25 protein-coding genes and 2 pseudogenes are annotated in these 25,823 nt (G+C 71.5%); 7 read left to right on the top strand and 20 right to left on the bottom strand.

The features are described 5' to 3' along the window. Positions 1-52: 52 nt before the first annotated feature. The 16 genes from ACFPZI_RS00830 to ACFPZI_RS00755 form a co-directional block, all read right to left on the bottom strand. The gene (locus ACFPZI_RS00830; RefSeq protein WP_381356718.1) at positions 53-718 is read right to left on the bottom strand and encodes a CBS domain-containing protein; all 666 of its coding nucleotides are present in this window, start codon (positions 716-718) and stop codon (positions 53-55) included. 213 nt (positions 719-931) lie between these two features. Then, entirely contained in the window at positions 932-1,999 is a 1,068-nt protein-coding gene (hypE, locus tag ACFPZI_RS00825; protein WP_381356715.1) for a hydrogenase expression/formation protein HypE, read from the bottom strand. Beyond that, on the bottom strand, positions 1,992-3,182 hold the full coding sequence (hypD, locus tag ACFPZI_RS00820; RefSeq protein WP_381356713.1) for a hydrogenase formation protein HypD: 1,191 nt from the start codon (positions 3,180-3,182) through the stop codon (positions 1,992-1,994). The genes hypE and hypD overlap by 8 nt, the downstream gene beginning before the upstream one ends. Further along, complete coding sequence (locus ACFPZI_RS00815) at positions 3,179-3,484, bottom strand: HypC/HybG/HupF family hydrogenase formation chaperone (protein ID WP_381356710.1); 306 nt, start codon at positions 3,482-3,484, stop codon at positions 3,179-3,181. The genes hypD and ACFPZI_RS00815 overlap by 4 nt, the downstream gene beginning before the upstream one ends. Before the next feature lie 110 nt (positions 3,485-3,594). Continuing rightward, a complete protein-coding gene (gene hypF, locus ACFPZI_RS00810; RefSeq protein ID WP_381356707.1) occupies positions 3,595-5,982 on the bottom strand; it encodes a carbamoyltransferase HypF in 2,388 nt (795 codons plus the stop codon). Beyond that, positions 5,979-6,674 (bottom strand): hydrogenase nickel incorporation protein HypB, encoded by a 696-nt coding sequence (gene hypB, locus ACFPZI_RS00805; RefSeq protein ID WP_381357353.1) that lies wholly within the window; start codon positions 6,672-6,674, stop codon positions 5,979-5,981. Before hypB ends, hypF begins: the two co-directional genes overlap by 4 nt. Before the next feature lie 2 nt (positions 6,675-6,676). Further along, complete coding sequence (locus tag ACFPZI_RS00800) at positions 6,677-7,072, bottom strand: hydrogenase maturation nickel metallochaperone HypA/HybF (RefSeq protein ID WP_381356704.1); 396 nt, start codon at positions 7,070-7,072, stop codon at positions 6,677-6,679. A gap of 145 nt (positions 7,073-7,217) precedes the next feature. Continuing rightward, on the bottom strand, positions 7,218-7,334 hold the full coding sequence (locus ACFPZI_RS00795; protein WP_381356701.1) for a DUF6893 family small protein: 117 nt from the start codon (positions 7,332-7,334) through the stop codon (positions 7,218-7,220). Between the two features lie 72 nt (positions 7,335-7,406). Then, positions 7,407-7,919, bottom strand: a complete 513-nt coding sequence (locus ACFPZI_RS00790) for a hydrogenase maturation protease (RefSeq protein ID WP_381356698.1) — start codon at positions 7,917-7,919, stop codon at positions 7,407-7,409. Further along, positions 7,916-9,391 carry a hypothetical protein gene (locus ACFPZI_RS00785; RefSeq protein WP_381356696.1) on the bottom strand — a complete coding sequence of 492 codons (1,476 nt, stop codon included), beginning with the start codon at positions 9,389-9,391 and terminating at the stop codon, positions 7,916-7,918. The genes ACFPZI_RS00790 and ACFPZI_RS00785 overlap by 4 nt, the downstream gene beginning before the upstream one ends. Beyond that, complete coding sequence (locus ACFPZI_RS00780) at positions 9,388-10,026, bottom strand: DUF6084 family protein (protein WP_381356693.1); 639 nt, start codon at positions 10,024-10,026, stop codon at positions 9,388-9,390. The genes ACFPZI_RS00785 and ACFPZI_RS00780 overlap by 4 nt, the downstream gene beginning before the upstream one ends. Next, entirely contained in the window at positions 10,023-10,688 is a 666-nt protein-coding gene (locus ACFPZI_RS00775; RefSeq protein WP_381356690.1) for a DUF5947 family protein, read from the bottom strand. Before ACFPZI_RS00775 ends, ACFPZI_RS00780 begins: the two co-directional genes overlap by 4 nt. Beyond that, positions 10,685-11,260, bottom strand: coding sequence for a hypothetical protein (locus tag ACFPZI_RS00770; protein ID WP_381356688.1), 576 nt, complete (start codon positions 11,258-11,260; stop codon positions 10,685-10,687). The genes ACFPZI_RS00775 and ACFPZI_RS00770 overlap by 4 nt, the downstream gene beginning before the upstream one ends. Further along, positions 11,257-13,038 carry a nickel-dependent hydrogenase large subunit gene (locus ACFPZI_RS00765; RefSeq protein ID WP_381356686.1) on the bottom strand — a complete coding sequence of 594 codons (1,782 nt, stop codon included), beginning with the start codon at positions 13,036-13,038 and terminating at the stop codon, positions 11,257-11,259. The genes ACFPZI_RS00770 and ACFPZI_RS00765 overlap by 4 nt, the downstream gene beginning before the upstream one ends. Before the next feature lie 80 nt (positions 13,039-13,118). Then, complete coding sequence (locus ACFPZI_RS00760; RefSeq protein WP_381356683.1) at positions 13,119-14,207, bottom strand: NADH-quinone oxidoreductase subunit B family protein; 1,089 nt, start codon at positions 14,205-14,207, stop codon at positions 13,119-13,121. A 54-nt stretch (positions 14,208-14,261) separates the two neighbouring features. Further along, a complete protein-coding gene (locus tag ACFPZI_RS00755; RefSeq protein ID WP_381356680.1) occupies positions 14,262-15,977 on the bottom strand; it encodes a hydrogenase maturation protein in 1,716 nt (571 codons plus the stop codon). Between the two features lie 290 nt (positions 15,978-16,267). Between ACFPZI_RS00755 and ACFPZI_RS00750 the strand changes: the two genes are divergently transcribed. Continuing rightward, the gene (locus ACFPZI_RS00750) at positions 16,268-16,651 is read left to right on the top strand and encodes a hypothetical protein (protein WP_381356677.1); all 384 of its coding nucleotides are present in this window, start codon (positions 16,268-16,270) and stop codon (positions 16,649-16,651) included. A gap of 175 nt (positions 16,652-16,826) precedes the next feature. On the opposite strand, the gene ACFPZI_RS00745 is transcribed toward ACFPZI_RS00750, so the two are convergent. The 4 genes from ACFPZI_RS00745 to ACFPZI_RS00730 all read right to left on the bottom strand — a co-directional run bounded on the left by ACFPZI_RS00745 (position 16,827) and on the right by ACFPZI_RS00730 (position 20,261). Then, positions 16,827-17,933 (bottom strand): aliphatic sulfonate ABC transporter substrate-binding protein, encoded by a 1,107-nt coding sequence (locus tag ACFPZI_RS00745; protein WP_381356674.1) that lies wholly within the window; start codon positions 17,931-17,933, stop codon positions 16,827-16,829. Positions 17,934-18,155: 222 nt separating this feature from the next. Beyond that, complete coding sequence (locus ACFPZI_RS00740; RefSeq protein WP_381356672.1) at positions 18,156-18,353, bottom strand: hypothetical protein; 198 nt, start codon at positions 18,351-18,353, stop codon at positions 18,156-18,158. A gap of 136 nt (positions 18,354-18,489) precedes the next feature. Continuing rightward, positions 18,490-18,948: an RrF2 family transcriptional regulator gene (locus tag ACFPZI_RS00735; RefSeq protein WP_381356669.1), complete on the bottom strand. Its 459-nt coding sequence runs from the start codon at positions 18,946-18,948 to the stop codon at positions 18,490-18,492. Between the two features lie 53 nt (positions 18,949-19,001). Beyond that, positions 19,002-20,261, bottom strand: coding sequence for an acyl-CoA dehydrogenase family protein (locus ACFPZI_RS00730; protein ID WP_381356666.1), 1,260 nt, complete (start codon positions 20,259-20,261; stop codon positions 19,002-19,004). 893 nt (positions 20,262-21,154) lie between these two features. On the opposite strand from ACFPZI_RS00730, the pseudogene ACFPZI_RS00725 reads away from it, so the two are divergent. The 6 genes and pseudogenes from ACFPZI_RS00725 to ACFPZI_RS00700 all read left to right on the top strand — a co-directional run. Next, positions 21,155-21,466 (top strand): annotated as a pseudogene (locus tag ACFPZI_RS00725) (LLM class flavin-dependent oxidoreductase); the annotation flags it as partial. A gap of 27 nt (positions 21,467-21,493) precedes the next feature. Further along, a pseudogene (locus ACFPZI_RS00720) lies at positions 21,494-22,525 on the top strand (amino acid ABC transporter permease). Beyond that, the gene (locus tag ACFPZI_RS00715) at positions 22,522-23,322 is read left to right on the top strand and encodes an amino acid ABC transporter ATP-binding protein (RefSeq protein ID WP_381356663.1); all 801 of its coding nucleotides are present in this window, start codon (positions 22,522-22,524) and stop codon (positions 23,320-23,322) included. Before ACFPZI_RS00720 ends, ACFPZI_RS00715 begins: the two are co-directional and overlap by 4 nt. A 71-nt stretch (positions 23,323-23,393) precedes the next feature. Continuing rightward, positions 23,394-24,374, top strand: coding sequence for an ABC transporter substrate-binding protein (locus ACFPZI_RS00710; protein ID WP_381356661.1), 981 nt, complete (start codon positions 23,394-23,396; stop codon positions 24,372-24,374). A 137-nt stretch (positions 24,375-24,511) separates the two neighbouring features. Next, positions 24,512-24,634: a putative leader peptide gene (locus ACFPZI_RS00705; protein WP_326756621.1), complete on the top strand. Its 123-nt coding sequence runs from the start codon at positions 24,512-24,514 to the stop codon at positions 24,632-24,634. A 256-nt stretch (positions 24,635-24,890) separates the two neighbouring features. After that, positions 24,891-25,787: a glutathione S-transferase C-terminal domain-containing protein gene (locus ACFPZI_RS00700; RefSeq protein WP_381356658.1), complete on the top strand. Its 897-nt coding sequence runs from the start codon at positions 24,891-24,893 to the stop codon at positions 25,785-25,787. Positions 25,788-25,823: the final 36 nt, after the last annotated feature.

The raw sequence follows: 25,823 nt of genomic DNA, 5'->3' as shown, positions 1-25,823 counted from the left end.
GTACCGGGGCCGGCCGCGGCGAGCCCTGCCCGGCCCCACCGGGCCGCCGCGGTCAGCCCGCCCGCGCCGGGCCGCCGTCTGCGCCGGCCCCGGGCACCGTACGGAACTCCACGTCGACGACTCCGTCGACGTTGCGGCACAGCTCCTCGAGTTCCTCGGCCATCGCCCGGGACGACAGCTGCCCGATGAGGCTGACGTGACCGTGCGTCACATTCACCTCGACCGCCGAGGGTGCCTCGCCGAGCGCCCGCACCAGCACATCCTCGACGATCTCCGTACGGATCGCCCGATCCTCGCGCACGAAGACGCGCAGCAGGTCGCTCCTGCTCACCACACCCCTCAGCCGCCCCGCCGAATCGACCACCAGCAGCCGCTTGATCCCGTGCTGCGCCATCATCCGGGCGGCGTCCACCACGCTCCAGTCCTCGGCGGCACACAGCGCGGGCGACGTCATCAGCCCGGCGGCGTCGGTGGCCCACGCCTTCTCCGGCTGGGGCACCACGCCCGGCCCGCCGGCCTCGCCCTCCTGCCGGCCCCACATCTTGTGCAGCAGATCCGCCTCGGACACCACACCCACCGGGCGGTCGTCGGCGTCCACGACGGGAACGGCTGTGATGTCGTACTCGAGCAGCAGGTGCGCGATCTCCTTGAACGGCGTTGCGCCCTGGATCCGGACGACCGCGCCGCTCATCACGTCGCGCACCTTCTGGTGGCTCATCGTGGTGGTTCCTCTCTGCTGACGGCGCAGGACCGATGGAGGGACGGCCCCTGTCCGCCTGAGGCCGTCATCCACATCATTGTCGGTCGGGACGCGTGAGCGGAGAAACGACGGAGGCCCGCGACGGCAGTACCGCCGACGGGAAGGGGTCACAGGCGCCGGTCCGGCCCCCGCCCGTCACGAGTCGTGAGGAGCGGGGGCCGGTCGGTGCGGTCAGCAGATCCGCGGGAGCTGTTCCCCCATCGGCATGTCCACCACGCGCGTGCCGCCGAGTCCGGTCCGCGCGACGACCATGCCCGGATGGTCCGTGACCGCCTCACCGATGATCGCGGCCTCACAACCGAGGGGGTGTGCCCTCATCGCGGCCAGGACCGCGTCGGCGTGCTCCCGGGGCACGAAGGCGACAAGCTTGCCCTCGTTGGCCACGTACATCGGGTCGAGCCCCAGCATGGCGCAGGCACCGGCCACGGGCTGCGGCACCGGAACGGCGCGTTCCTGGACGACGACCCCGCACCCCGAGGCCGCGGCGATCTCGTTGAGCGAGGCGGCCAGGCCGCCGCGGGTCGGATCGCGCAGCACATGCAGATCGGAGGTGACGGACAGCATCGCGTCGACGAGCCCGCCGAGCGCCGCGCAGTCGCTCTCGATCTCCACCTCGAACCGCAGGTTCTCGCGCTCGCTCATGATGGCCACGCCATGGACGCCGATGGCGCCGCTGACCACGACGACATCGCCGGGAGTCACCCGCTCCGGGCGCAGGTCGACCCCCGCGGGGATCAGGCCGATGCCCGCGGTGTTGATGTAGACCCCGTCGCCGTGCCCGGCCTCCACGACCTTGGTGTCGCCCGTGACCACGCGTACCCCGGCCGTCCGGGCGGCGGCACCGAGCGCCTCGGCCACGCGGGAGACGGTGTCGAGTTCGACCCCCTCCTCCAGGATCAGGCCGCACGACAGGAAGGCCGCCCGGGCCCCGCTCATGGCCAGGTCGTTGACGGTGCCGTTGACGGCGAGGTCACCGATGCTCCCCCCGGGGAAGAACAACGGCCGGACGACGAAGGAGTCGGTGGAGAACGCGAGCCGTGCACCGCCGAGTTCGACCACGGCGGAGTCGGTCAGCGCAGCCCGCACGGGCCTGCCGAGCCCCGGAAGGACGACCTGCTCGATCAACTCGGCGGACATGGCGCCGCCCCCGCCGTGGCCCATCACCACGCGCGGCCGGTCGCGCACCGGCGCCGGGCAGGTCCAGGAGAGCAGGTCCGGGCGTGCGGTGGTGTCAGACAACGGAACTGTCCTCCCGGCTCGGGACCGTCACGGCCGCCGTGCCGCCGGCCGTCGGTGCGGCGGCCGGCGTCCAGCGGGAGCCGGGACGGGCCGGCAGGTCCAGTCGCCGGTACAGGTAGTACGCGGCGCAGGCACCCTCACTGGAGACCATGGTGGCGCCGAGCGGCGTGCGCGGGGTGCACGTCGTCCCGAACGCCTCGCACTCGTGCGGCTTCAGCAACCCCTGGAGCACCTCTCCGCTGCGGCACTCGGCCGGTTCGAGCGTGGCGATGTCCCCGACCTGGAAGCGGTGCTCGGCGTCGTGGTCCCGGTAGCGCGCCGACAGGCGCCAGCCGCTGTCCGGGATGACGCCGATACCGCGCCAGGCGCGATCGGCGACCTCGAAGACGTCGTCCAGCATGGCCCGCGCGGCGGGGTTGCCCCCGGACGGGACCGCCCGCGGGTAGGCGTTGTCGACCGTGTGCTCCCCCCGTTCCAGCTGTCGCACGGTCCGCCGTACGCCTTCCAGGACGTCCAGCGGCTCGAACCCGGTCACCACGATGGGCACCCGGAAGCGCTCGGCGAGCGCCGGGTACTCGGCCGTTCCCATCACGCTGCACACATGGCCGGCCGCCAGGAACCCCTGCACCCGGCAGTCCGGCGACTGCATGATCGCCTCGATCGCGGGCGGGACCCGGACGTGCGAGACGAGCAGGCTGAAGTTGCGGATGCCGCGCTTGCGGGCCTGATGCACCGTCATCGCGTTGGGCGGTGCCGTGGTCTCGAAGCCGATGCCGAAGAACACGACCTCCCGGTCAGGGTTCTCCTCCGCAAGCCGGAGCGCGTCGAGCGGGGAGTACACGACGCGCACGTCACCGCCTTCGGCCCGGACCTGGAACAGGTCACGACCCGTGCCCGGGACTCGGAGCATGTCGCCGAAGGAGCAGAAGATCACCTCCGGCCGCGAGGCGATCGCCAGCGCCTTGTCGATCACCTCCAGCGGCGTCACACACACCGGGCAACCCGGCCCGTGAATCAACTCCAATTCATCGGGCAGCAGTTGGTCGATGCCATGCCGGATGATGCTGTGGGTCTGGCCGCCGCACACCTCCATCAGCGCCCACGGCCTGGTCACCGTCGCCCTGATGTCGTCGAGCAGTCGCGCCGCCAGCGCGGGGTCCTGGAACTCGTCGATGTACTTCATCGTTGCACCTCCCGGCCGAGGCCGTCACTGCCGCCGGCCTGGGCGGCCTGCTCCCATGGATCGCCGAACTCCTCCTGCAGCATGCCGAGGTTCTCGAACAGCTCCAGGGTCCGGTGGGCCGACTCCTCGTCCAGCCGCTGCAGGGCGAAGCCGACATGGACGATGGCGTACTCGCCGACCCGCAGGTCGGGCAGGTACTCCAGGCACACCTCCTTGACCACTCCGCCGAAGTCGACGGTGGCCATCCGGGTGCCGTCCCGTTCCTCGACGCTCAGCACTCTGCCGGGGACCGCCAGGCACATACGTATCTCCTCACTTGTCGTAGCTCGTAGCTCGTAGCTCGTAGCTCGTAGCTCGTAGCTCGTAGCTCGTAGCTCGTAGCTCGTGGCTCGTGGTTCGGGACTCGCGCCCGTCACCCGGTCCCGGCTCGCGCCCGAGCGCCCACCACCATCTGTCCGAGGGCCAGTCCGCCGTCGTTCGGCGGGACTTCGCGGTGGCGCAGCACGGTGAAACCGTCCGCGCGCAGGTCGCGGGCGCAGACCGAGGAGAGCAGCGTGTTGGAGAACACGCCGCCGGTCAGCGCAACCGTCCGCAGACCGGTGGCCCCACTGGCCGCGGCACACACCGTCCGCACCAGGCGGGCGACGGCGAGATGGAAGCGAGCGGCGATCACGCCCACGGGCACGCCCCGCCGTACGTCCTCGACGACCGCGGCCAGCAGGGGCCCCGGGGCGGCGGCGAGCGGCGCGGAACCCGGCTCCGGATGCCCCTCCAGGCAAAAGACGTAGCGCGGGTCGTCGGCCACGTCACCGGCGGCCACCGCCGCCGCCTCCAGTTCGATCGCCGCCTGCGCCTCGTATCCCGCGTGCTGGCAGACCCCCGCCAGCGACGCGACGGCGTCGAAGAGCCGGCCCATGCTGGACGTCGGCACACAGTTCATCCCTTGCGCCAACTGGGCACCCAGGACAGTAAGTTCAGCGGGCGGGCAGGCAACCGTGCACGGCAGGTCGGGGGCGGCGGCGATGCCCGCCGCGTGCAGATGCGCCAGGGCCATGCGGTACGGCCGCCGCACCGCCGCGTCGCCGCCGGGCAGCGGTACGTAGGCCAGATGCGCGAACCGCTGGAACCCGTCGTAGTCCGCGACCAGGAACTCACCGCCCCACACAGCACCGTCGTCCCCGTACCCGGTGCCGTCGTAGGCCACCCCGATCACCCGGTCACCGGCCGCCACACCGTGCTCGGCCAGTACGGCGGCGATGTGCGCGTGATGGTGCTGGACCCGGACCACCGGGCGGCCCTCGGCGTGCCGCCGCGCCCACGCACCCGACCGGTATCCGGGGTGGCCGTCGGTGACCAGCACCGTCGGACGCACACCGGTCACCGACTCCAACTGCCGCTCGGCACGGTCGAACGCCCGCTGCGTGGCCAGGTCGTCCATGTCCCCGACATGGGCGGACAGCCAGGCCCTGTCGCCGTCCGCGAGGCAGAAGGCGTTCTTCAGATCGCCGCCGACCGCGAGCGCGGGGACCACCGGCATGGGCAGGGGGACCGGGAGCGGCGCATAGCCGCGTGAGCGGCGCAGCACCAGCGGCTCGCCGTCACAGACGCGGACCACGGAGTCGTCGCACGGCACATGGATGGGGCGGTCGTGCGTGAGCCAGGCGTCGGCCAGAGTGGCCAGCCGTTCCAGGGCGTCCTCGTCGTCCGTGACGATGGGTTCCCCCGACACGTTGCCGCTCGTCATCACCAGCAGACGCGGCGCGTCCGCGGGTGCCGCCGTGTCCGCCGTCCCCAGCAGCAGGTGATGCACCGGGGTGTACGGCAGCATGATGCCGAGATCGGGGCTGCCCGGCGCGACGGCGTCGGCGGGAACGAGCATGCGGGGTGCGCCCCGGACGCCGGTGCGCCGTCGCATCAGGACGACGGGCCGCACCCGCCCGGTGAGCAACTCCCGTTCCGCGGCATTCATGTGCACCAGGTGCTCGATGTCCCGCACGTGCGCGGCCATCAGCGCGAACGGCTTGTCCCCGCGGGCCTTGCGGCGGCGGAGTACGGCGACCGCCTCCGGCCGGGTGGCGTCACAGGCCAGGTGGTAGCCGCCGATGCCCTTGACGGCGAGGACGGATCCGGCGGCGAGCAGTGAGCGCGCCCCGGCGACGGGGTCGTCACCGGGAGGCGGGGCGACACCGGGACCCGTGACGAGCCGCAGGCGCGGACCGCAGGACGGGCAGGCCACGGGCTGCGCGTGGAACCGCCGGTCGGCGGGATCGTGGTACTCGCGGGCGCAGTCGGGGCACAGGGGGAAGCGCGCCATCGTCGTGTGCTCACGGTCGTACGGCAGGCCGGTGACGATGGTGAAACGCGGCCCGCAGTGCGTACAGGTGACGAACGGGTGCCGGTGGCGCCGGTCGGCGGGGTCGCCCAGCTCGGCGAGGCAGTCGTCGCAGGTCGCCGTGTCGGGCGGGACGAGCGTACGGACCGGGCCGCCGGCACGGGACGGGACGATGCGGAACCCGCTGTCCTCGACGACGGGAATCCCGGTCGTCTCCACCGATTCCACCACCGCCAGTGGGGGAGCGTCGGGAAGAAGACGGGAACAGAACAGGTCGACGGCCACGGGCGGGCCCTCGACCTCCACCACCACACCGTCGCCGGTGTTGGTCACATGCCCGGTGAGCCGCAGATCCGTGGCCAACCCGTACACGAAGGGGCGGAACCCCACCCCCTGCACCACGCCCCGTACGACGACACGGGCGCGCCGCACGGCGGCCGCCACGTCGGCGGGCGGGAGGGTGCTCACGCCTGCGCCCGGGCCATCACCGGAGCGTGAACGGCGTCTCCCGCGGCCGCCGCGAGCGCCCGGTCGACCAGGACGCCGGCCCCCTCGCCGGTGCGTACGGAGGTGAGCACCACGTCCACGCCGGGATTCACCCGCTCCACGTGGGCGCGGAAAGCGGCCTCGTCGAACTCGGCGGGCCCGGCGAGGTCGGACTTGGTGACCATCACCAGCTGGGCGAGGCCGAACGAGGTGGGGTACTTGAGCGGCTTGTCCTCGCCCTCGGTGACGGAGGCGAGGACGACGCGCAGCGACTCGCCGAGGTCGTAGGAGGCCGGACAGACGAGATTGCCCACGTTCTCCACGAACAGCAGACGGGTGTCCTCGGGCAGCCAGTCGTGCAGATGCCCGGCGAGCATGTCCGCCTCCAGATGGCACAGCCCGTCGGTGAGTACCTGCTTGACCGGGACGCCCGAACGGGCCAGGCGGGTGGCGTCGTTCTCGGTGGCGAGGTCCGCGGTGAGGGCCGCGGCCTTGATGCCGCGCTCCCGCGCCAGCAGCAGTTCACGCTCCAGCAGGGCCGTCTTGCCGCTGCCGGGGCTCGACATGAGGTTGACCACCGTCGTCCCCCGGGCCGACAGTTCGGTGCGCAGGATGCCTGCCGCCATGGTGTTCTTGGCGAGCACGGCCTGCCGGAGGTCGACTGTGCGGCACATCATCAGCTCTCCTCGTGAAGGGTTGCCGGGGCTGGGGCCGGGGCGGGGGAGTCCGAGGCCCAGTGCACTTCGGTGATCCTCAGCTCGCGGCCCGACAGCAGTTCGGTGGCACCCCCGTGACAGGAGGCGCAGATCATGTCCGGGGGCATCCCGGTGTCCCAGGTCCGCTCGCACGGCGCGCACGACGCCCGGCCGGGAACGAACCCGGTGACGAGTTCGGCGCCCTGAAGAACGGTCCCGGAACAGGCGAGTTCGAAGCAGAAGGCGAGTGCGTCGGGGACGACGCCGGCGAGTTCGCCGATGTCGAGACGGACCCGGTGCACGCCGCGCGCGGAGCGGGACCGTGCCGCCTGCTCGACCTGGTCCACGACCGACAGGGCGACGGACATCTCGTGCATCGCCTCTCCGTCCTGGGCCGGGGTTGTGTCGTACCGTCCAGTAGAGGGGGCTCGCGTCGCCCGTCCGACCGGCGCGCCGGGACGAGGCGGACGCATAGCTCTTTCGGGGCACGCCGATTGGGCCGTCGAGCGGGGGTCCGGTGTGTCACATCCTGCGGATGCGCAGATAACGCCGGACGTCCGGCCAGACGTTCACGACGAGTGCTGCCAGTGCCGCTGCGGTGACGGTGGCTGTGGCACCGCCGATGAGGCGTTTCTTCATGGTGTTCTCCCAAGAGGCGGAGGGTGTTCTCGCCGACCGACGGGGGCTCGGTCGTACGACGTCGTGTACGTGTCAGACGACGGCTTCGTCGCGGATCAGTTCGCCGACCATGCGCACCGCCCCGGGCACGGCGTCGGCCACCCGAGGGCTGAGGCCGATGCCCTCCTCGACGGTCGCGGGTTCGCAGCCCACCACCAGGATGCGCCGCGGTGGCACCGCGCCGGTGCCCGCGCACAGGGTGTCCAGCAGGGCCAGTACGGCATCGGGCGACATCCGGTGGCCGTCCAGGGCGACACCGTCCGGTGGCCGCCGGCCTGCGGGCTCCGTGGCGTCGATCAGGTACAGCGTTCCGGGCTCCCCTCCGCGTGCTGTCGCGTCGAGGAGGACGAGCGTGTCGTAGCCGTCGAGGAGCCGGTACGCCAGATGGACGCCGCGGATGCCGATGTCGGCGACTTCGACGCCCGCGGGGCACCCCTGTTCGGTCAGCCGGCGGGCAACCTCCACTCCGAAGCCGTCGTCGCCGAGGAAGATGTTGCCCACCCCGGCGACCAGGGTGCGAGGACGGGGTGCCGGGCCGCTGGTCATGATGTCTCCTCGCGGTCCACGACGTCGACCTCGTCGGGCTGGAAGTAGAGATACCGGCCCTGTTCGCGGCGGATGTCGGCGCCGGGGTCGTCCTCGAGGGTGACCGCGATGTGCACGCCGCCGTCGACATCGTGCAGGACCGCCTCGACCAGGGCGCGCCGGCCGGCGACGAACAGGTCCTGGGCGTCGGAGTGGCGCAGCCCGGGCCGCAGCACGACGCGGCTGCCCGCCCGCACCTCCCGTCCGTCGACCAGGACGTGATCACGGGCGGGATCCACGGAGGCGTCCGCGCCCGGATCCCACCAGGGTGTGTCCTGCCGGACGAAGCCGTCCTCCCGGAAGACGCCGGACGCCCCGGCGCCGGCGCCGAACCCCGGCACGTCCGGCGCCGGTGACCGCAGCGCGGGCACCCCGGGCGCGGTGACCTCGCGCAGGCTCCGTACCGCGCCGTGCAGTCGCTCCAGCATCTCCGCCGGCATCGAGTCGGTGAGGTCGATCACCGCTGCGGCCCGGTCGTCGGTGCCTCTGGCCTCGCGCTTCTCCTCGTCGGTGAGGGCGGCGGTGCGCAGCGCGAGGATCTCGTCGATCTCCGTGGCGTCGTACAGGGCGCCGGGACTCTCCGGAGCGATGGCCGGATGGTCCTCCAGGATGATCGGAGAGGAGAGCACCAGGTCACGCGAGCCCGGCTCACCGGCCGGTACGGGCCAGGTGTGCAGATTGCGGCAGGCCGCTACGGCGCCCGTGGCCCACCGGGGCGGGTCCGTCAGCGACAGGAACTGCCCGGAGTCCAGGTACAGCAGTGTGTGGGTGGCGACCAGGGAACGGGGCAGCGCCGCATCGCGGACGGCCCCCTCCTCGGGCAGCCAGTCGCTGGTGTTCTCCACGACCACCCGCAGCCGTTGCGTGGCGTACGGTCCGTCCAGCGGGCTCGCCGACAGGCGCAGGACTCCGTCGATCTCCTCACGGCGCCGCACCAGCCGTCCCACGACCGCCCCCGTGGCGTCCGTGACGGGCTCGGTCTCCTCGGCCGCGGGACGGGCGAAGGGCACCACGGCAGCGGTCCTTGTCAGCTCGTCCACACCGACGGCCAGACGGACCCGCTCCTCGTGGCCCTCGTCCCACGGCACCAGCACCCGGTCGTCCAGGGGCAGTTCGCTTACGGTCTGGAAACCGCCGTCCGGCAGGGCGCGCTGGACCGTGCGCCGCTGGGCGTGGAGGAAGCGCACCTCGACGGCGAGGGTCGCGCCCCGACGGGGTTCCATCAGCAGTTCGGTGTGCTGGAAGTCGTGCTCGGCGGCGGCCGCCGTCCAGGACGGCGGCACGAGCACGCCGAACTGCCAGCGCAGCCGGTTCTTGGCCGCCGAGGCACGGTACGGGTAGAGCACGTACCCCTCGAACAGCACGGCGTCGGCGACGTGGCGTGCCACCGCCAGCCGGGCCTCGGCCCGGGAAGTGAACGTCGTCGTGGTCACGGTGTCCTCTCCCCGGCCGTGTGCAAAAGGTGTTCGACGGTCGCCTGCCACGAGGGCAGCGCCTGCCGCGACCGGTAGGCGAGCAGCGCGTCCATGGCATCCCGGGGCAGACGGATCCAGCCCGAGCCCGGGAAATGCTGCTCGACCATCTCCTGCCAGGTCTTCACCGGCATCCGGACCGTGGCCTCCCGGTCCCAGGGGACGGGCTCGACCTGAAAGCCGCCGGCTCCGGTGAAGGCCGTACCGGAGAACAGCATCAGCAGCGGGACCTCCCCCTCCTCCAGCGCGTGGAAGTAGCGGGAGGAGGCGATGTCCATGTCGTAGGTGCAGGGCACCACCAGGTCGGTCTCCGTCTCGCCGGTGAACCCCTGGACCATCACGGGCACGTGGGCGAACTGCACGGGGTGGAGGCTGCTGCCCCAGCGGGACCGCTCCCCGAACAGGTCGGCCAGCGCCTCGGCCTCGGCGTCGCCGTAGCCCCGGCGCGCGGGCTCGATGCGGATCTGGCAGCGCAGCGCGAGCGCGTGGACCCGGGTGCCCGGCGAGGCGGTGATACGCAGCCGGAACACGAGCGTGGGGCCCGCGGCGTACGGATCGGCGCGCACACCGGTGCAGGTGAAGGTGAACCCGGTCACGACCGGTCACCCCCGAACGCACGGGCCCGGCCCCGCACCTGGGCGAAGAAGGCGTCCAGGTCGGCCCGCGCCTCCGCGCCCCCGTCGAAGCCCTGCCACGTCAGTCGCATACGGCCCACCAGTTCGTAGCAGATGTCGATCGGCACCAGGTAGCACTCCACTCGCCCCTGATGGCGGCGCAGCAGCAGTGCCTCCACGTCGGGTTCGAGGACTGCGGCCAGGGGCGAGGCGTCCAGGACGGACTGCCAGGACTCCGACTCCAGTTCGCTCTCGGTCGCTCCGGCCGGGCTCGGATAGAGCGCGACCAGGCGGTCGAGTGCGGAGTTGCGGAAGAAGAAGACGACGCCGACGGGGATGCGCAGCCGCTCCCAGGTCTGCTCGTCGAAGCGGTGCGCAGGGTCGTTGAGGTAGCGGCCGGGAACCGTGCGGAAGCGGCCCGTCGGCGCGCCCGTACGGTCCAGGAGCTGGGCGCAGGGGTCGCAGGCGCAGGCCAGCGCACGGTTCTCGACGTCCACGAGGTGCCGGTGACGCTCTTCGGGCAGCGGCACCGCGCACAGCTCACAGCGTTCCTCGCGGGGCGGGCGGGGCCCGGTGAAACGGAACAGCCCCTGGGAAGCGGGAGGTTGCCGGGTTCGTTCAGGTCCGGCCGGGGGCGCGCTCACGGCGCGGTGGTGGCCGGCGGCCGGCCGTTCGTACCGGACGCGGCCGGCGGGCCCGCACCGATCTGGAGGAGGACCGGTTCACGTTCCGCGTCCGCCTCCAGCGCCACCGCGGTCACCTCCGGTGCGAAACAGGCGAGGACGTCTCGCGCCGTCTGCTCGACGGCCTCACGGGTGCTGCCGCAGCCGCCGCCCGATCCGGTGAGCCGCAGCCGCAACTCGCCCGTGGCCGGGTCGAATCCGGCACTCTCCACGGGATGCGGGACCGCGTTCAGCGCCCGCGTGATGCGGGTGGGAACGTCGTCCGGGTGCAGCCGGTGCAGGACCAGAAGGCTCGCGACGAGTTCGTCACCGAAGAGGGCGTCCCGCGCCTCCCGGACCGGCCTGTCCGGATCACGTCCGAGCAGGTCCAGGGCGCGGGCGAATCCGGCACCGTAGAACTCCATGAGGACCCGCACGAGTTCCTCGGCGGCCTCGCACGCCGCGCGGTCGCCGGCGGCGGCGAGCCGGTCGAGGGTCTCCTCGACCATCCGTCCGGCCGTCTCCGCGTCCGTCCCGCCTCGCACCCCGCTCATCCGGCCAGACCACTCAGACCGGTGGGTACGTGCATCGACTTCACGGTCCTGCCGTCGCCGACGTACATGTGGACGCCGCACGGCAGACACGGGTCGAAGCTGCGCACGGTGCGCATGATGTCGATGCCCTTGAAGTTCTCGGGGGTGTTCTCCTCGAAGATCGGCGTGTTCTGCACCGCGTCCTCGTACGGGCCGGGGGTGCCGTAGGTGTCACGGGTGGACGCGTTCCACGGCGTCGGCGGGTACGGGTGGTAGTTGGCGATCTTCCCGTCCCGGATGACCATGTGGTGGGAGAGGACACCGCGCACCGCCTCGGTGAAGCCGACGCCGATGGACTCGTCCGGCACCTCGAACTTCTCCCAGGTCCGGGTGCGTCCGGCGCGCACCTCCGCGAGGCCCTTCTCCGCGCAGTGCAGGGCGACGGCGGCGGCGTAGGCCTGGAAGTAGGTGCGGGCACGGTTGCGCTCCAGCGCGTTGCTCCACTGCGGGATCTTCCACTCGAAGGTGGTCTCCGGCTTGGTGAGCGTGCGGGGCAGGTTGATGACGACGCTGTGTCCGGTCGCCTTGACGTACCCGATGTCGACCAGCCCCGACAGGGCCGTGGACCACAGGCGGGCGAGGGGGCCGCCGCCCGTGTCGAGCGGCAGGTGGTCCTTGCCGTCGAACCAGCGGGGTGACATCACCCAGCTGTACTTGTCGTCGAAGTTCCGCTTCTGCGGTGCGGGAATGGTGTGCTGGTTCCACGGGTGGCGCGGGTCGACCGGGTTGCCGAGCGGGTCGTGGGTGACGAACTGCTCCTGGCCCGCCCAGTCCTCGTAGTACGAGCTGCCCAGCAGGATGCGGATGCCGAGGTTGATCTCGGTGAGGTCGTTGGTGACCAGCTTGCCGTCCACGATCACGCCGGGGGTGACGAACATGCGACGTCCCCAGTCCGTCATGTTGGCGTAGGTGAAGTCGCAGTACTCGGGGTCGTTGAGCGCGCCCCAGCAGCCGAGCAGCACGCGCCGGCGGCCGACCTCCTCGTAGCCGGGCAGCGCCTCGTAGAAGAAGTCGAACAGGTCGTCGTGGAGCGGCACGACCCGTTTCATGAACTCGACGTAGCGCATGAGGCGGCTCATGTAGTCCGTGAACAGCTGGACCGAACCGATGGTGCCGACGCCGCCCGGGTACAGCGTGGAGGGGTGCACGTGGCGGCCCTCCATGAGACAGAACATCTCCCGCGTGTACCGGCTGACCTGCAGCGCCTCCCGGTAGAACTCGCCCTCCAGCGGGTTGAGCGAGCGCATGATGTCGGCGATGGTGCGGTAGCCGTGCTCGGCCGCGTGCGGCGCCTCGGTGCGCTCGGCGAGTTCGAGCACCCCCGGATTGGTCTCGCGGACCATCTTCTCGCAGTAGTCGACCCCCACCAGGTTCTCCTGGAAGATGTTGTGGTCGAACATGTACTCCGCGGACTCGCCGAGGTTGATGATCCACTCGCCGAGGTGCGGCGGCTTCACCCCGTACGCCATGTTCTGCGCGTACACCGAGCAGGTGGCGTGGTTGTCACCGCAGATGCCGCAGATACGGCTGGTGATGAAGTGGGCGTCGCGCGGGTCCTTGCCGCGCATGAAGACGCTGTAGCCGCGGAAGACCGACGAGGTGCTGTAGCACTCGGCGACCCGCTTCTGCTTGAAGTCGATCTTCGTGTGGATGCCGAGACTGCCCACGATCCGGGTGATCGGGTCCCATGCCATCTCCACCAGGCCGGTGCCGTCACCGGTCGTCGTCGAGGTCGCCATTGTGTGGGTGCTGCCCTTCGGTCGGTCGGGTCGGTGAGCGGGTCTTGCGTCAGGCGGGGCGGGGAGCGGGGGAGGGGCGCTCACCACGGCGGCCGGTAGCCGGTGGTGATCTTCCGGCCCGTGTGCCGCCACTTGGGCTCCTTGTCCACGGTCCGCGCGGTGATGCCGCGCAGCTTGCGGACGACCGCCCCGTAGGCGCCGCTGGCCGTGCTGGAGAGCTTGGCGCCGGGGGGCTCGTCCATGAACGGCATGAACTTGTCGGGGAAGCCCGGCATGGTGCAGGCGATGCAGATACCGCCCACGTTCGGGCAGCCGCCGATGCCGTTCATCCAGCCGCGCTTGGGCACGTTGCACTTCACGACGGGGCCCCAGCAGCCGAGCTTCACCGAGCACTTGGGGGAGTCGTAGGAGGTGGCGAAATCGCCCTGCTCGTAATAGCCGGCGCGGTCGCATCCCTCGTGCACGGTGGCCCCGAACAGCCAGGTCGGGCGGAGCTTGTCGTCCAACGGGATCATCGGTGCGGATCCGGCGGCCTGGTAGAGCAGGTACGTGAGGGTCTCGGCGAAGTTGTCGGGCTGGATGGGGCAGCCCGGCACGCAGACGATCGGAATGCCCGCCTGGGATTTCCAGTCCCAGCCCAGGTAGTCGGGCACGCCCATCGCGCCGGTCGGGTTCCCCGCCATGGCGTGGATGCCGCCGTAGGTCGCGCAGGTGCCGATGGCCACGACCGCCAGCGCCTTCGGAGCGAGCCGGTCGATCCATTCGCTGGTGGTGATGGGCTGGCCCGTCTCGGGGTTGTCCCCGAAGCCGCACCAGTAACCCTCCTTCTTGATCTTCTCGTTCGGGATGGACCCCTCGATCACGAGGACGAACGGGTCGATCTCGCCGCGCTCACCCTTGAAGAACCATTCGATGAACGTGTCCGCGCCACCGACCGGCCCGCACTCGAAGTCGATGAGTGGCCAGTGCACGGCGATCTTCGGCAGTCCGGGCAGGGCGCCCAGAGCGATCTCCTCGATGCTGGGCTGCATGGCCGCCGTCAGGGCGACCGAGTCGCCGTCGCAACTCAGCCCGGCGTTGATCCAGAGGATGTGGATCGGCTTCTCGTCCGTGCCGACTGCGCCGGACGTCTCGGGCTCCTCGCTCGTGGTCGGGGTTGCTGCGTTCATCAACGCCTCCTGGGGAGGAATACGACAGAGCCGGTTGATCGGCCCGGTTCCTTGCTAAGCGTCGGCCCGCTCGCCCGCCACCGCACGCGTGGCGGCCGGGTCCGCAGGAGCCGATTCCTTGCGCACGAACGCCCGGCGCAGTGCGTGGTACGGCGCGTCGGGCTCGAAGAAAATTGTGTGCATGCGGGCGAGTTCCCGCTCGCGTACCGCCGCCAGAGGGGTGACGGCCTCCCGGCGCTCGTGCTCCGCCTTCTTCGCGGCGAGGCGTGACTGTGCTCCGGGGGAGCCCGCCCAGAGTTGGGCCAGCCGGGTGACCTCGGCGGTGAAACGGGCGGGAGGGCACTCGACCAACCGGTCGGCCAGGCCGATGTCCCGGGCCGAGGCGCCGCTGACCGGCAGCGCCTCCCGGGTCAGCAGCTCGGCCGTCGCGGCGCCGACCCGGCGCGGCAGGCTGTACGTCCAGTACTCGGATCCGTACAGGCCCATGCGCCGGTAGTGCGGGTTGAGCACGGAGCCGGAGCGGCACCACACCTCGTCGGCGGCCAGTGCCAGCATGACGCCGCCGGCGGCGGCGTTGCCCCCGATCGCGCCGACGACGAGACGGTCGGTGGTGTTCAGGACGGCCTCGACGAGGTCGTCCATGGCGTTGATGTTGGCCCAGGACTCCGCGGCGGGGTCCGCAGCCGCCTCGATGACGCCGAGGTGGATGCCGTTGGAGAAGAAGTCGCGGGCGCCGCCGAGCACCAGCACGGCGGTGGGCCGGTCGCAGGCCGCCCGGTAGGCGTCCAGCAGGCGTCGGCAGTGGTCGGTGGACATCGCGCCGCCGGGGAACGAGAAGGACAGCACTCCCACCGGACCCTCCTCCCGGTAGCGGATGTCCGACCAGCCGGCGTCGTCCGCGCAGGGCAGTACGGGAGCGGGCAGGTCCGGCAGCCGCGGCAGCCGTCCGGCCAGGGCGCGGGCGGCGGGCAGCTTGCAGGCCCTCGGTGCGCCGGCACCGGTACGGGCCCGCAGTTCGGGAATCCAGACCGCGCCGTCCGTCGTGGCCCGGCAGATCGCACCCGCCCGGGTCGCCAGCAGTTCGCCGGGCCGTCCGCGCAGGTCGCGCTCGGCGTGGCCGCCGTGCAGGAACCACTGCCCGCCGAGCAGCTCGTCCAGGACGCCGGGCTGGGAGTCGGCGGCGCGCAGCTTGCGCAGGACCGTCTCGGTCGCGTCGTCGGCCCACGCGATACGGCGTGTCTCCTGGCGCATCGGGGGACGGACCCGGGCACCCGGCGTGCTCGGCAGGGTGCGCTGGTCGAGGGGGGTGAAGCTGCCGGACGCGAACCGGTCGACGGCCGTCAGCACCGCGTCGAGCGCCGCGTCGGACAGCTCGTTGCGGTACAGGTCGCTCTTGCCCACCCGGGGCACGGGAAAGGTCACCGTGGCCCAGACGGGCCCCGCGTCCATCTCCTCCTCGGCCTGGAGGACGGTGACGCCCCACTCCCCGGCGTCCTCGTGGAGCGCCCAGTCCAGGGACGACGGTCCGCGGTCCCCGACGGGCCCGGGGTGGACGATCAGACAGGTCCTGGCCGCCCACACCTCTCGCGGTACGACCGTCTTCAGCATGGGCGCCACGATCAGGTCGGGTCCGTGCCGGCCGACGGCGGCGACCACGTCCGGGCCCCGGGACGTCACCTCCACGGCTACGGCGTGCCCACGGTCGTGCAACTCCGCGTGCACGCGCTGAGTGAGGCTGTTGTACGCGCCGGCGATGAGCAGGATGCGCATGACGACCCTTCCGGGGGACCGCGGCCGTGAGGGTGAGGCGACGGGCTGCCTGCGATCGTCGGCCATGGCGGGGCGTGAGCGTCGACATGAATCCCGCTCCTCACTCGACCGAGTGACCGCTCACGGCACGTGGCCGACGGCCGTCGGGCTCGCGCGCTCTCACGCCGGGACCACCATCCCGTGGACTGCCCGATATGCCGGCGATGCGAGTGAGTGGGAGACTTTTACTGTCCTGGGCACTCAGGAGACGTGCCGCCTACGACTACGACAGTGGACAGGTGGGCCGAGACATGGCCAAGGAGCGCAAACCGTCGAAACCCTCCGGTGGCGGGGCCGGTCGTCACAAGGGGACCGAGCACCACGGCTGGTCCCCGGACGTCGACGAGACGCGGCAGCAGGAGAACCCGAGCGCTCGCCGGTCCTTCCACACCGAGGAGCACGCCCCCTCACGCGGACCGGGCCGCGAGCACGCCAAGGAGGAGCGCACCTCGGTCCCCGGTGACGTCGTGAGCAGTGACACCCGGCGCGGCGAGGACTACGGCGCCGAGCAGGAGAAAGGCATGCGGGCCACCGGGCGCCGGGGCCGCTCCGGGCGCCCCAGCGGCACGAAGGACGAGGACGCCTACACCGGGGTCGACCCCGACGACTCCGACACCGGACACCGGTCGGGTTGACGGACGGCGGGCGCCCGTGCCCGGAGGGGCCGCCGGGCCCGGGCCGGCTGCCTCATCGGCCGCCGTCGGGTGAGGCGGCGGCCGCGCTCAGCGCCCGGCCGTCGGCGCGGGCGGCACCGGCGGCCGTGGTGACGGCCGCCGCTCCTGCGAACTCACCCGGACCGGAGCGCGGTTGCTACTTCACGCCGAGACCCGCGTCGTCCACCGCTTCCTTGCCCTCGGCCTTGAGCACCTTGTTCAGTGGTGCCAGGTCGTAGATGCCGTCCAGAGTGGGCTGCTTCAGCAGGCCGGCCTTCACCGCGTGCTGCGCCTGTGAGTCGAGCGTGGAGGCCAGCGGGTCGTCGAGGAAGGCGATGGACTCCCAGGCCGGGTCGAGGACGTCCTGGGGCAGGGCCTTGCCGGACAGTTCCTCGAGGGCCTTGTTCGCGGATGCCTTGGCCTTGTCGGGGTTGGCCTTGATCCAGTCGTTGGTCTTCACCGAGCCGCGCAGCACGGCCTCGACGACGTCCGGGTGCTCCTTGAGGAACTTCTGCGACACGATGATGTTCGTGATCACGAACTTCTTGTCGGGCCACAGGTCGGCCTCGTCGAGCAGCACCTCGGCGCCCTCCGCGACGAGCTTGGACGCCGTCGGCTCCGGCACCCAGGCACCGTCGATCGAGCCGGACTTGTAGGCGTCGGGCGCCACTTTGTTGTCGGTGCGGACGACGGAGACGTCGCCCTTGCCACTCTGCGCGTTGACCTTCCAGCCCTTCTCCGCGATCCAGTTGAGGAACGCGACGTCCTGGGTGTTGCCGAGCTGCGGAGTCGCGATCTTCTTGCCCTTGAGGTCGTCCTCGGACTTGATCTTGTCCGGGTTCACCACCAGCTTCACGCCGCCGGAGGCGGAGCCGCTGATGATGCGCAGGTTCTTGCCCTGGGACTTGGTGAATCCGTTGATGGAGGGGGAGGGGCCGATCCAGCCGATGTCGATGGAACCGGCGTTCAGCGCCTCGATCTCGGACGGCCCGGCGTTGAAGGTCGCCGACTTGATCCTGGTGGCGCCGAGTTCCTTCTGCAGCAGGCCCTCCTGGACACCCACCAGCGCGTTGGCGTGGGTGAGGTTCGGGAAGTAGCCGAGCTTCACCTCGCCGACGGACAGCTTCTCGGCGTCCGCCGCGACCTCGGACTGCTCGCCGTCGTCGGTGGACTCGGAGCCGTAGCCGCACGCGGTGAGCAGGAGGGGCAGCGTCGCGGTGACGGCGATGGCACGCAGGAGAGTGAGCGGTCTGGCGGCAGACACGGAGGTGTCCTTTCGGAAAGGGGTGAGGAGGTGAAACGGCAGGGTGCGGCGGCGGGCCCGCCGGAGCGCGCCGACGGGTACGCCGGTTGCCGGGCCCCGGCGCACGGCCGGGCGGGACGTACGGCGCGGGCGGGAGGACCGGCGGACGGGAGGACGGGACCGGGGTGGGCGGGGCGCGGCGGTGCGCTGCGCGGAGCCCGGGCGTCCCGTGAGCGGGCCGCCTCAGGCGTGCCGGGAGGCGGACAGTCCGCTGACGGACCGTCCGGAACCCGACGGCCCGCGGTCGGGCTGCCCGGAGGGGGCCTGCTGGGGCGCGGAGTGACGACAGATGGCGCTCGACGTGCGGCCGAAGTCGATGTGGCGGCGCGAGGTCAGGTGGGGCAGCAGGCGAGCCGCACGGTCGAGCGTACGCATGACCATGGCCGCCCCCCTGATCCCTAGTTTTCCTACCTGGTTGCTAGGGATCGTGGCAGAAGACGACGCCCACCCCAAGGGGGTGTTCATATGCTGGATGGAGTCATCTCATGATCTGACACTTGACTGGTCGGCCGGTGTGTCAGGGGTTCACCCAGGCGTCCGGGGCATCGGTCAACGCCGCGACATCGGCGGGCAGTTCGGCCGTGGCGACATCGGCCAGCGACACCCCCTCGAGGATCTCGCGCACATTGGACCGCAGGGCGATCCACAGGGGCAGCAGCGACTGGGCCGGCCCGGAGTAGGACAGGTCCGGCGGGCGGACCCCGCGCACCGAGACCAGCGGCCCGTCCACGACACGTATGACATCGGCGATGCTGATGGACTCGGCCGGCCTGGCCAGCCGGTATCCGCCGTTGCCGCCGCGCCGGCTGAGGACGAGACCGCCCCGGCGCATGTCGTTCAGAATGCCTTCGAGGAACTTGTGCGGAATGTCCTGGGCGTCGGCGATGGCCTCGGTCTTGAGGGGAACGTCGTCCCGTGAGGCGGCGAGCTGCAGCGCGGCCCGCACCGCGTAGTCCGCCCTGGCTGAGATCCGCATATCCGTAGTATCCCGCACGTCGCGGCCGGTGTCCGGCGCGGGCCCCCGGATGATCAGGCGGGCAGGACGAAGGGCGGGTGCGCGCCGTTGAGGAAGTAGTCGCCGACGTCGCGCAGCCGGTGGGAGACCGGCTCGTACAGGGTGTGGGCCCTGGCGTTGCGCCAGAACCGGTCGAAGCCCAGCCGCGCGGACATGGAGCGGGCGCCGATGATGTCGAGGGCGCGGGACGTGGACTCCTGCGCGGCCCTGGACGCGGCGGCTTCCGCCATCGCCACGAGGACCGAGATCTCCGCGTACTCGTCGTAGGTGAGCCCTTCCCCGCGCTCCAGCCCCGCCAGTACGGTGTCCACCGCCTGATCCGTGAGCGCGGCCGCGGAACGGGTGAGGACGGTGAGTTCCCCGAACGCGGTGAGCGTCTGCGGATCCCGGGGCTGTTCGGCGGGCCAGGCGGGGTGCCAGGGCCACTGCCCCGACCTGCTGTACTCACGGGCCTCGGCGAGCACGCCCTCCGCCAGGCCGAGCCGGAGCTGCACGGAGAGGAGACGGCTGACCGGGGACGCCAGCGCCGTCAGGGGCGACAGGACGTCCTCGTCCGCGGACAGCGAGCCGAGGATGTCGTCGGCGGTGACCGGCACGGCGTCGAACTCCATGGACCCGCCGGCCGCCAGCCGCTGGCCGAAGGTGTCCGCGTCCCCGTCCACCCCCACACCGGGCAGGGCCGGATCGACCGTGACGGCCAGTGGTTCACCGGTGTCGGCCCGGACGGCGCGCACGGCGAGCCGGTCGGCGACCAGGACCCCGGCGGCGAAACTCTGCCGACCGTCCAGCACCTGCCCGCCGGCCTTCCCGGTCAGCGTCAGCGGGGGTTCCTGGTGGGCAAAACCGCCGCCCCAGCACCACTGCTCCGCCGCCGACCGCCGCTCGATCCGCGCGGCACGGGCCGGATTGGTGAAGAACCGGGCGCTCCACGACAGGAAGTAGTGCGAGCCGAGCAGCTGGCCGATCGCGCCGTCCGCCGCGGCTATCTCCCGGACAACGGCGTAGGCCGTACGCCAGTCCGCGCCTCCGCCGCCGAACCGGGCCGGCACCAGCAGGGCCAGCAGTCCCGCCTCGCGCAGCCGGGACACCTCGTCGACGGGGACCTTGCCCGCCTGTTCCCTCGCCGCCGCGTCGGTGGCCAGGTCGTCCGCCGTCTCACGGGCGACGCGCAGCCAGTGCGCACGGTCCGGCCCTGTCCGGTCAACGTCCTGGCGGCCGAAGGAACGCCGGTCGGAGTCCTGGACGGGGCCGGCCGGCGCGGGGGCAACGCCCATGACGGTGGTCTCCTCGAGGTCGGCCGCTCGGCGCGGCGCAGGCACGCGGTGCGGAACCTGGATTCCGCTCCTCATCCTGTGCGCCCGCGCTGAGCCCCGTCAACACTTCCCTAGTAAATCGATAGGGAAGATAGGGGAAAGGGGTCGGTTATCGGTCACGCCGGCCCTTGAGCGTGCTCCGGGCGTCCGGCGCCGTCGCTGTGACCAGGCGTGCATACGGCGTGCGTTCGCATACGCAGTGGCAACCGGCGTCGTCGTGCTCGGTGCTGAACGTGTCCCTCAACACGGCCCGCCGATCGTAGGCGCCCAACGCCCGTCCACGTCAGCCATGTTCGGCAGCAGCCCGGCGACAGTCCGGTATCCGGGCGACAGCTGACGAGAAGCGCGATGTGCTGCTCAATGGGTCGCATGAACGCCGCGCAGCACTTGGTGACTCGCGACCACATCGACTTCGGTCGTGTGTGGTCCGCCCAGTGTTGCGCCTGACGCGGCAGCGGGCCGTCCGACCGGCCCATCCCTTCCTCGGCACCCCCGTCGTGGGGCCGGACCTCCTCCTGCGCGGAACCGCCGTGAGCGGGCGTCAAGAACACCCGACGCCACACCCTGAGCCCGGGGGCGGTCGGTCCCGCCGGACCTGACACGCGCTGCCGCCGCCCCGTTCCCGGCCCATGCCCCCGGCGTCGTCACACCCGCTCGGCCCACCCCGGCACCCCAGCACACCGAAGCGCCGCCGAATCAGGCTGCGCGGAAGGCCGCTGCCCCGCCCGGATCCCGTGCGCTCCTCCCTGCCGCCCCCTGCTGCTTCCCCGCCGCCTTCATGCCGCCCAAGCCACCTCGGCGCCGCTTCCGTGCCGGCCGACGGCGTCCCAAGATTCGAGGAAAGGCATTCTCCCATGTCAGTGGAGTTCCTTGGCATCGCAGCCACCAACGACGGCACCGAGACGACACCGCGCTCCGGCGCGGCCTTCGACAAGGACCACACCCTCCGGCTGGCCCGTGCCCACGAGGACCACGGCTGGGACCGGGTGCTGTTCGCCTACGCTTCCGGAGCGCCGGACCCCGCACCGGCCGCCGCCTGCATCGCGAGCAGGCCGGGCCGTCTGCAGATCCTCCTCGCCCACCGGCCCAACGTCTCCTGCCCGACCTTCGCGGCGAAGATCTTCGCCACCCTCGACCGGATCAGCGACGGCCGGCTGCCCGAACACGCCTGACGAGTGAGCAGGAACGCCACGATGGGACTCCCCACCGAATCCGCCGCCGCACCGCCCGGCGCGTCCTCCCCTGGCCGCGGCCGCCCCTCGGCCACACCCGCCCCGGACGATCCGGGCTCGTCGAAGGTCGTCCCCGCACGCCACTACGCCCGGTGGGCCGCGACCGTCGCCGTGACCGTCCTGGTCGCGCAGTTCGTGCACGGGATGGCCACCAACCCCGTCTGGGAATAGGGCGTCTTCGGTGACTACGTCCTCTCGGAGACCATCGTCCAGGCGGTGTGGGTCACCCTCCAACTCACCTCCTACGCCACGGTGCTGGGTTTCCTCCTGGGTACCGTCCTCGCCTTCATGCGGCTGTCCCGCAGTCCGCTGCTGCAGACCGTCGCCTGGACCTACATCTGGATCTTCCGGTCGATCCCGATGATCGTCCAGCTGGTGTTCTGGTTCAATCTCAGCGCCCTGTACAAGGAGTTGGGCGTCGGTATCCCCTTCGGCCCGGTGTTCTGGTCCGTCGACAGCAACAGCCTGATCGGCACCATCGGCGCCGCCGTCATCGGGCTGACGCTGCATCAGGCCGCCTACGCCGCCGAGATCGTCCGGGGCGGAGTCGTCTCCGTCGACCCGGGACAGCTGGAGGCCGCGGCCGCCCTGGGCGTCCCGCGGCTGCGTCAGATCCGGCGGATCGTGCTGCCGCAGGCGATGCGCGCCATCCTGCCCACGGCCGGCAACGAGATCATCGGCCTGCTCAAGGGCACCTCGGTCGTCTACGTCATGTCCATCGGCGAGCTGTTCTACCAGGTGCAGGTGATCTACGGCCGCAACGGCCGGGTGATCCCCCTGCTGCTGGTCGCCACCGCCTGGTACGTGGTGCTGACCTCGCTGCTGTCGGTCGCGCAGTACTACGTGGAGCGGCACTACGCCCGGGGCGCCGACCGCACCCCGCCGCCCACCCCCCTCCAGCGCGCCCGCCGCCTGATCCGCACCCTGCGCGCGGCCGCGGCACAGCGCGAACAGCCCGTCGTACCACTGAAGCCCCTGGGAGGCAGCCGATGAGCGCGGTGACGAGCGAGCCGACGAGCCAGGTGACGAGCCAGGTCATGGTGGACGTCCACGGCGTCCACAAGAGCTTCGGCACGCTGGAGGTGCTGCGCGGCGTCGACCTCCAGGTCCGCACCGGTGAGGTCACCGTGATCCTCGGCCCGTCCGGCTCCGGGAAGTCCACGCTCCTGCGCACCATCAACCACCTGGAGAAGGTCGGCCAGGGCTGGATCGCCATCGACGGCGAGCTCATCGGCTACCGCCGCTCGGGCGGAAAGCTGTACGAGCTGAAGGAGAAGGACGTCCTCAAGCAGCGTACCGGCATCGGCTTCGTCTTCCAGAACTTCAACCTCTTCCCGCACCTGACCGTGCTGGAGAACCTCGTCGAGGCACCGGTCTCCGCGCTGCGCCGCCCGCGCAGGGAGGCCGAGGCCACGGCCCGGCGGCTGCTCGCGCGGGTCGGGCTCGACGACAAGGCCGACGCCTATCCGCGGCAGCTGTCCGGCGGCCAGCAGCAGCGGGTGGCCATCGCCCGCGCGCTCGCCCTCGAACCGAAAGTGCTGCTGTTCGACGAGCCCACCTCGGCGCTCGACCCGGAACTCGTCGGTGAGGTCCTCGACGTCATCAAGGACCTGGCCCGCACCGGAACCACCATGATCGTCGTGACCCACGAGATCGGCTTCGCCCGTGAGGTCGCCGACACCGTGGTGTTCATGGACGGCGGGGTCGTCGTGGAGCAGGGGCCGCCCGCGGCCGTGCTGGACGCTCCGCGGCACGACCGCACCCGGGCCTTCCTCTCCAAGGTCCTCTGACCCGCCGCCCCCTTCCTCGTCCCCTTCTTCTTCCCGTTTCCCTCTCCGTCCCGCACCCAAGGAGTACGCCCATGCCCACCTCGCTCAACCGCCGCACCGCCGCCGCGCTGGGACTCATCGCAGTCCTCGGTCTCGCCGCATGCGGCAACCCCTCGGACGGCGGGACCACCGAGGTGAAGCAGACGTCCGGCGCCCTCACGAAGATCAACCTGAGCCCGGACCAGAACCGCGTCACCACTGAAAAGGTGGACTCCATCGCCGCACAGGTGCCAAAGGAGATCAGCGGCAGAGGGACACTGGAGGTCGTCAATTCCTCCGGCTCCGCGGCGCCGTTGACCTTCCACGCCACCGACAACAAGACCGTCATCGGCGTCGAGCCGGACATCGCCTCGCTGGTCGCCGACGTCCTCGGCCTCGAACTGCGGCTGAACCCCGTCTCCTGGGAGAACATCTTCGTCGGCCTGGACAGCGCCAAGTACGACGTCGGCTTCAGCAACATCACCGTCACCGAGGAACGCAAGGAGAAGTACGACTTCGCCACCTACCGCGAGGACAACCTGGCGTTCGAGGCGAAGAAGAACAGCGGCCTGAAGATCACCGGGGCCGAGGACGTGGCGGGCAGGACCGTGGCCGTGAGTAGCGGCACCAACCAGGAGAAGCTGCTGGTCGAGTGGAGCAAGGACAACGAGAAGGCCGGCCGGGATCCGGTGGACATCAAGTACTACCAGAACGACAGCGACATGCATCTCGGGCTCCAGTCCGGCCGCATCGACCTCTACCTCGGCCCCAGCCCGACCTCCGCCTACTACGCGGCCACCACCGGCAGGACCGAGGTCGTCGGCTCGTACTCCGGTGGCGGCGCCACCCTCCAGGGCCTCATCGCGGCCACCACGAAGAAGGACAGCGGCCTGGTCGACGCGCTCGCCGGCGCGATCGACGAGATCATCGACAACGGTACGTACGCCGAGGTGCTGGAGCGCTGGGGGCTGACCGACGAGGCGGTGACCGAATCCGAGATCAACCCGCCCGGCCTGCCCAAAACCAACAAGTAGGCGTCGGGCGGGATTCGGGCTCCGGGCGGGCTCCGGGCGAGCCGCGGGGGCCGTGGTCACCCTGTGGACACCTCTTGACGCGGAGCGCGGCCGGCTCGACACTCGATGAAGGATTCCTAGTGAACAGGTAGGGAAGCATGGGGCGCCTTGAGCCGGTCACCAGCCGAGTGAGCCGCGCGCCCCGACGGTCGCTTCTTCTGACCTCCCGCCGTCACATCGATCTGCTGCGCGTCTGCAGCGCCATCGGATCCTTCGCCTAGCCGGCCTAGCCGGCCTAGCCGGCCTAGCCGGCCTAGCCGGCCTAGCCGGCCTAGCCGGCCTAGCCGGCCTAGCCGGCCTAGCCGGCCTAGCCGGCCTAGCCGGCCTAGCCGGCCTAGCCGGCCTGGCCTCCGCGCGTCCACACCCCACCGCTCCGTCTCACGGGCCGCCGCCCGTCGCCGTGCCGGTGTGCCACGCGCTCTGCACCGACGACGTTTCCTCCGCGCCCTCGTCCGCGCGCCTGCCCTGGGGAGAGCCATGTCCGTCATCTCGCCCGCCACGCACACGCCCGTGCCGTCCGCCCCCGCCTTCCGGGGCCGGATCGGCCGGGACGTGCGCAGCGGTCACTACGCCGTGCCCCGCCGTTACCGCCTCCACCTGTCCACCGCCGACCCGGCCTGTCTGCGCATCGCCATCACGCACACCCTGCTCGACCTCGACGATGCCTGCGCGGTCACCGTCCTGCCCGCCGTCCCCGACCGTCCGGACGGCGGGTACACGGAGCTGTCCCCGCTGTACGACGCCAGTGCCCACCGCTACACCGGACCGGCCCTGGCACCGGTGCTCAGCGACGACTGGTCGGGGCGGATCGTGAGCACCCACGCCCCCGACATCGCTCGCGACCTGGCCCGGCGGTTCGACGGCGGCCGCTCCACGGCGTACCCGTGCGGCGCGGAGTCGGAGATCGAGGCCGTGGAGCGCATGTGTGCCCAGGGCATCGACGAGGCAGCACGTTCCGCCGGGTCGGCCGACGCCGAACCCGCCGCACGCGCCGAGGCGCTCGGCACCCTGCTGCGCACGCTTGGCTCACTGAACAGCTGGCTCGTCGACCGCGACCACATGATCCGCGACCGGATCACCGTGGCGGACGTGGAGCTGTGGGTCACCCTGGTCCAGCTCGACACCGTGCACCGCCACCACCTCGACGCCGAGGCCGTACGGGACATCGCCGCGTACGAGATCCTGTGGGCCTACGCCCGCCGGCTGGCCGGCCACCCGGCCTTCGGCGGCCACCTCGACGTCGACGCCATCGCCCGCCGCCACCGCGCCCACTGTCGTGCCCCGGCAGCCACCGGAACCGCCGTGCCGATCGTCACCTGGCCCGGCCGTGCCCCCGACCGCACCCCTTCGGGCGCATCCACCGAGGGGCCCTGACCCCCGCCCGGCTGCGGACGCCGGCCGCCAGGCGCT

The sequence above is a fragment of the Streptomyces chlorus genome (assembly GCF_042655885.1).
GTDB classification, from domain to species: domain Bacteria; phylum Actinomycetota; class Actinomycetes; order Streptomycetales; family Streptomycetaceae; genus Streptomyces; species Streptomyces chlorus.
The sequence above is the reverse complement of the archived record's forward strand: the minus strand, read 5'-3'. Positions and strand labels throughout refer to the sequence as shown.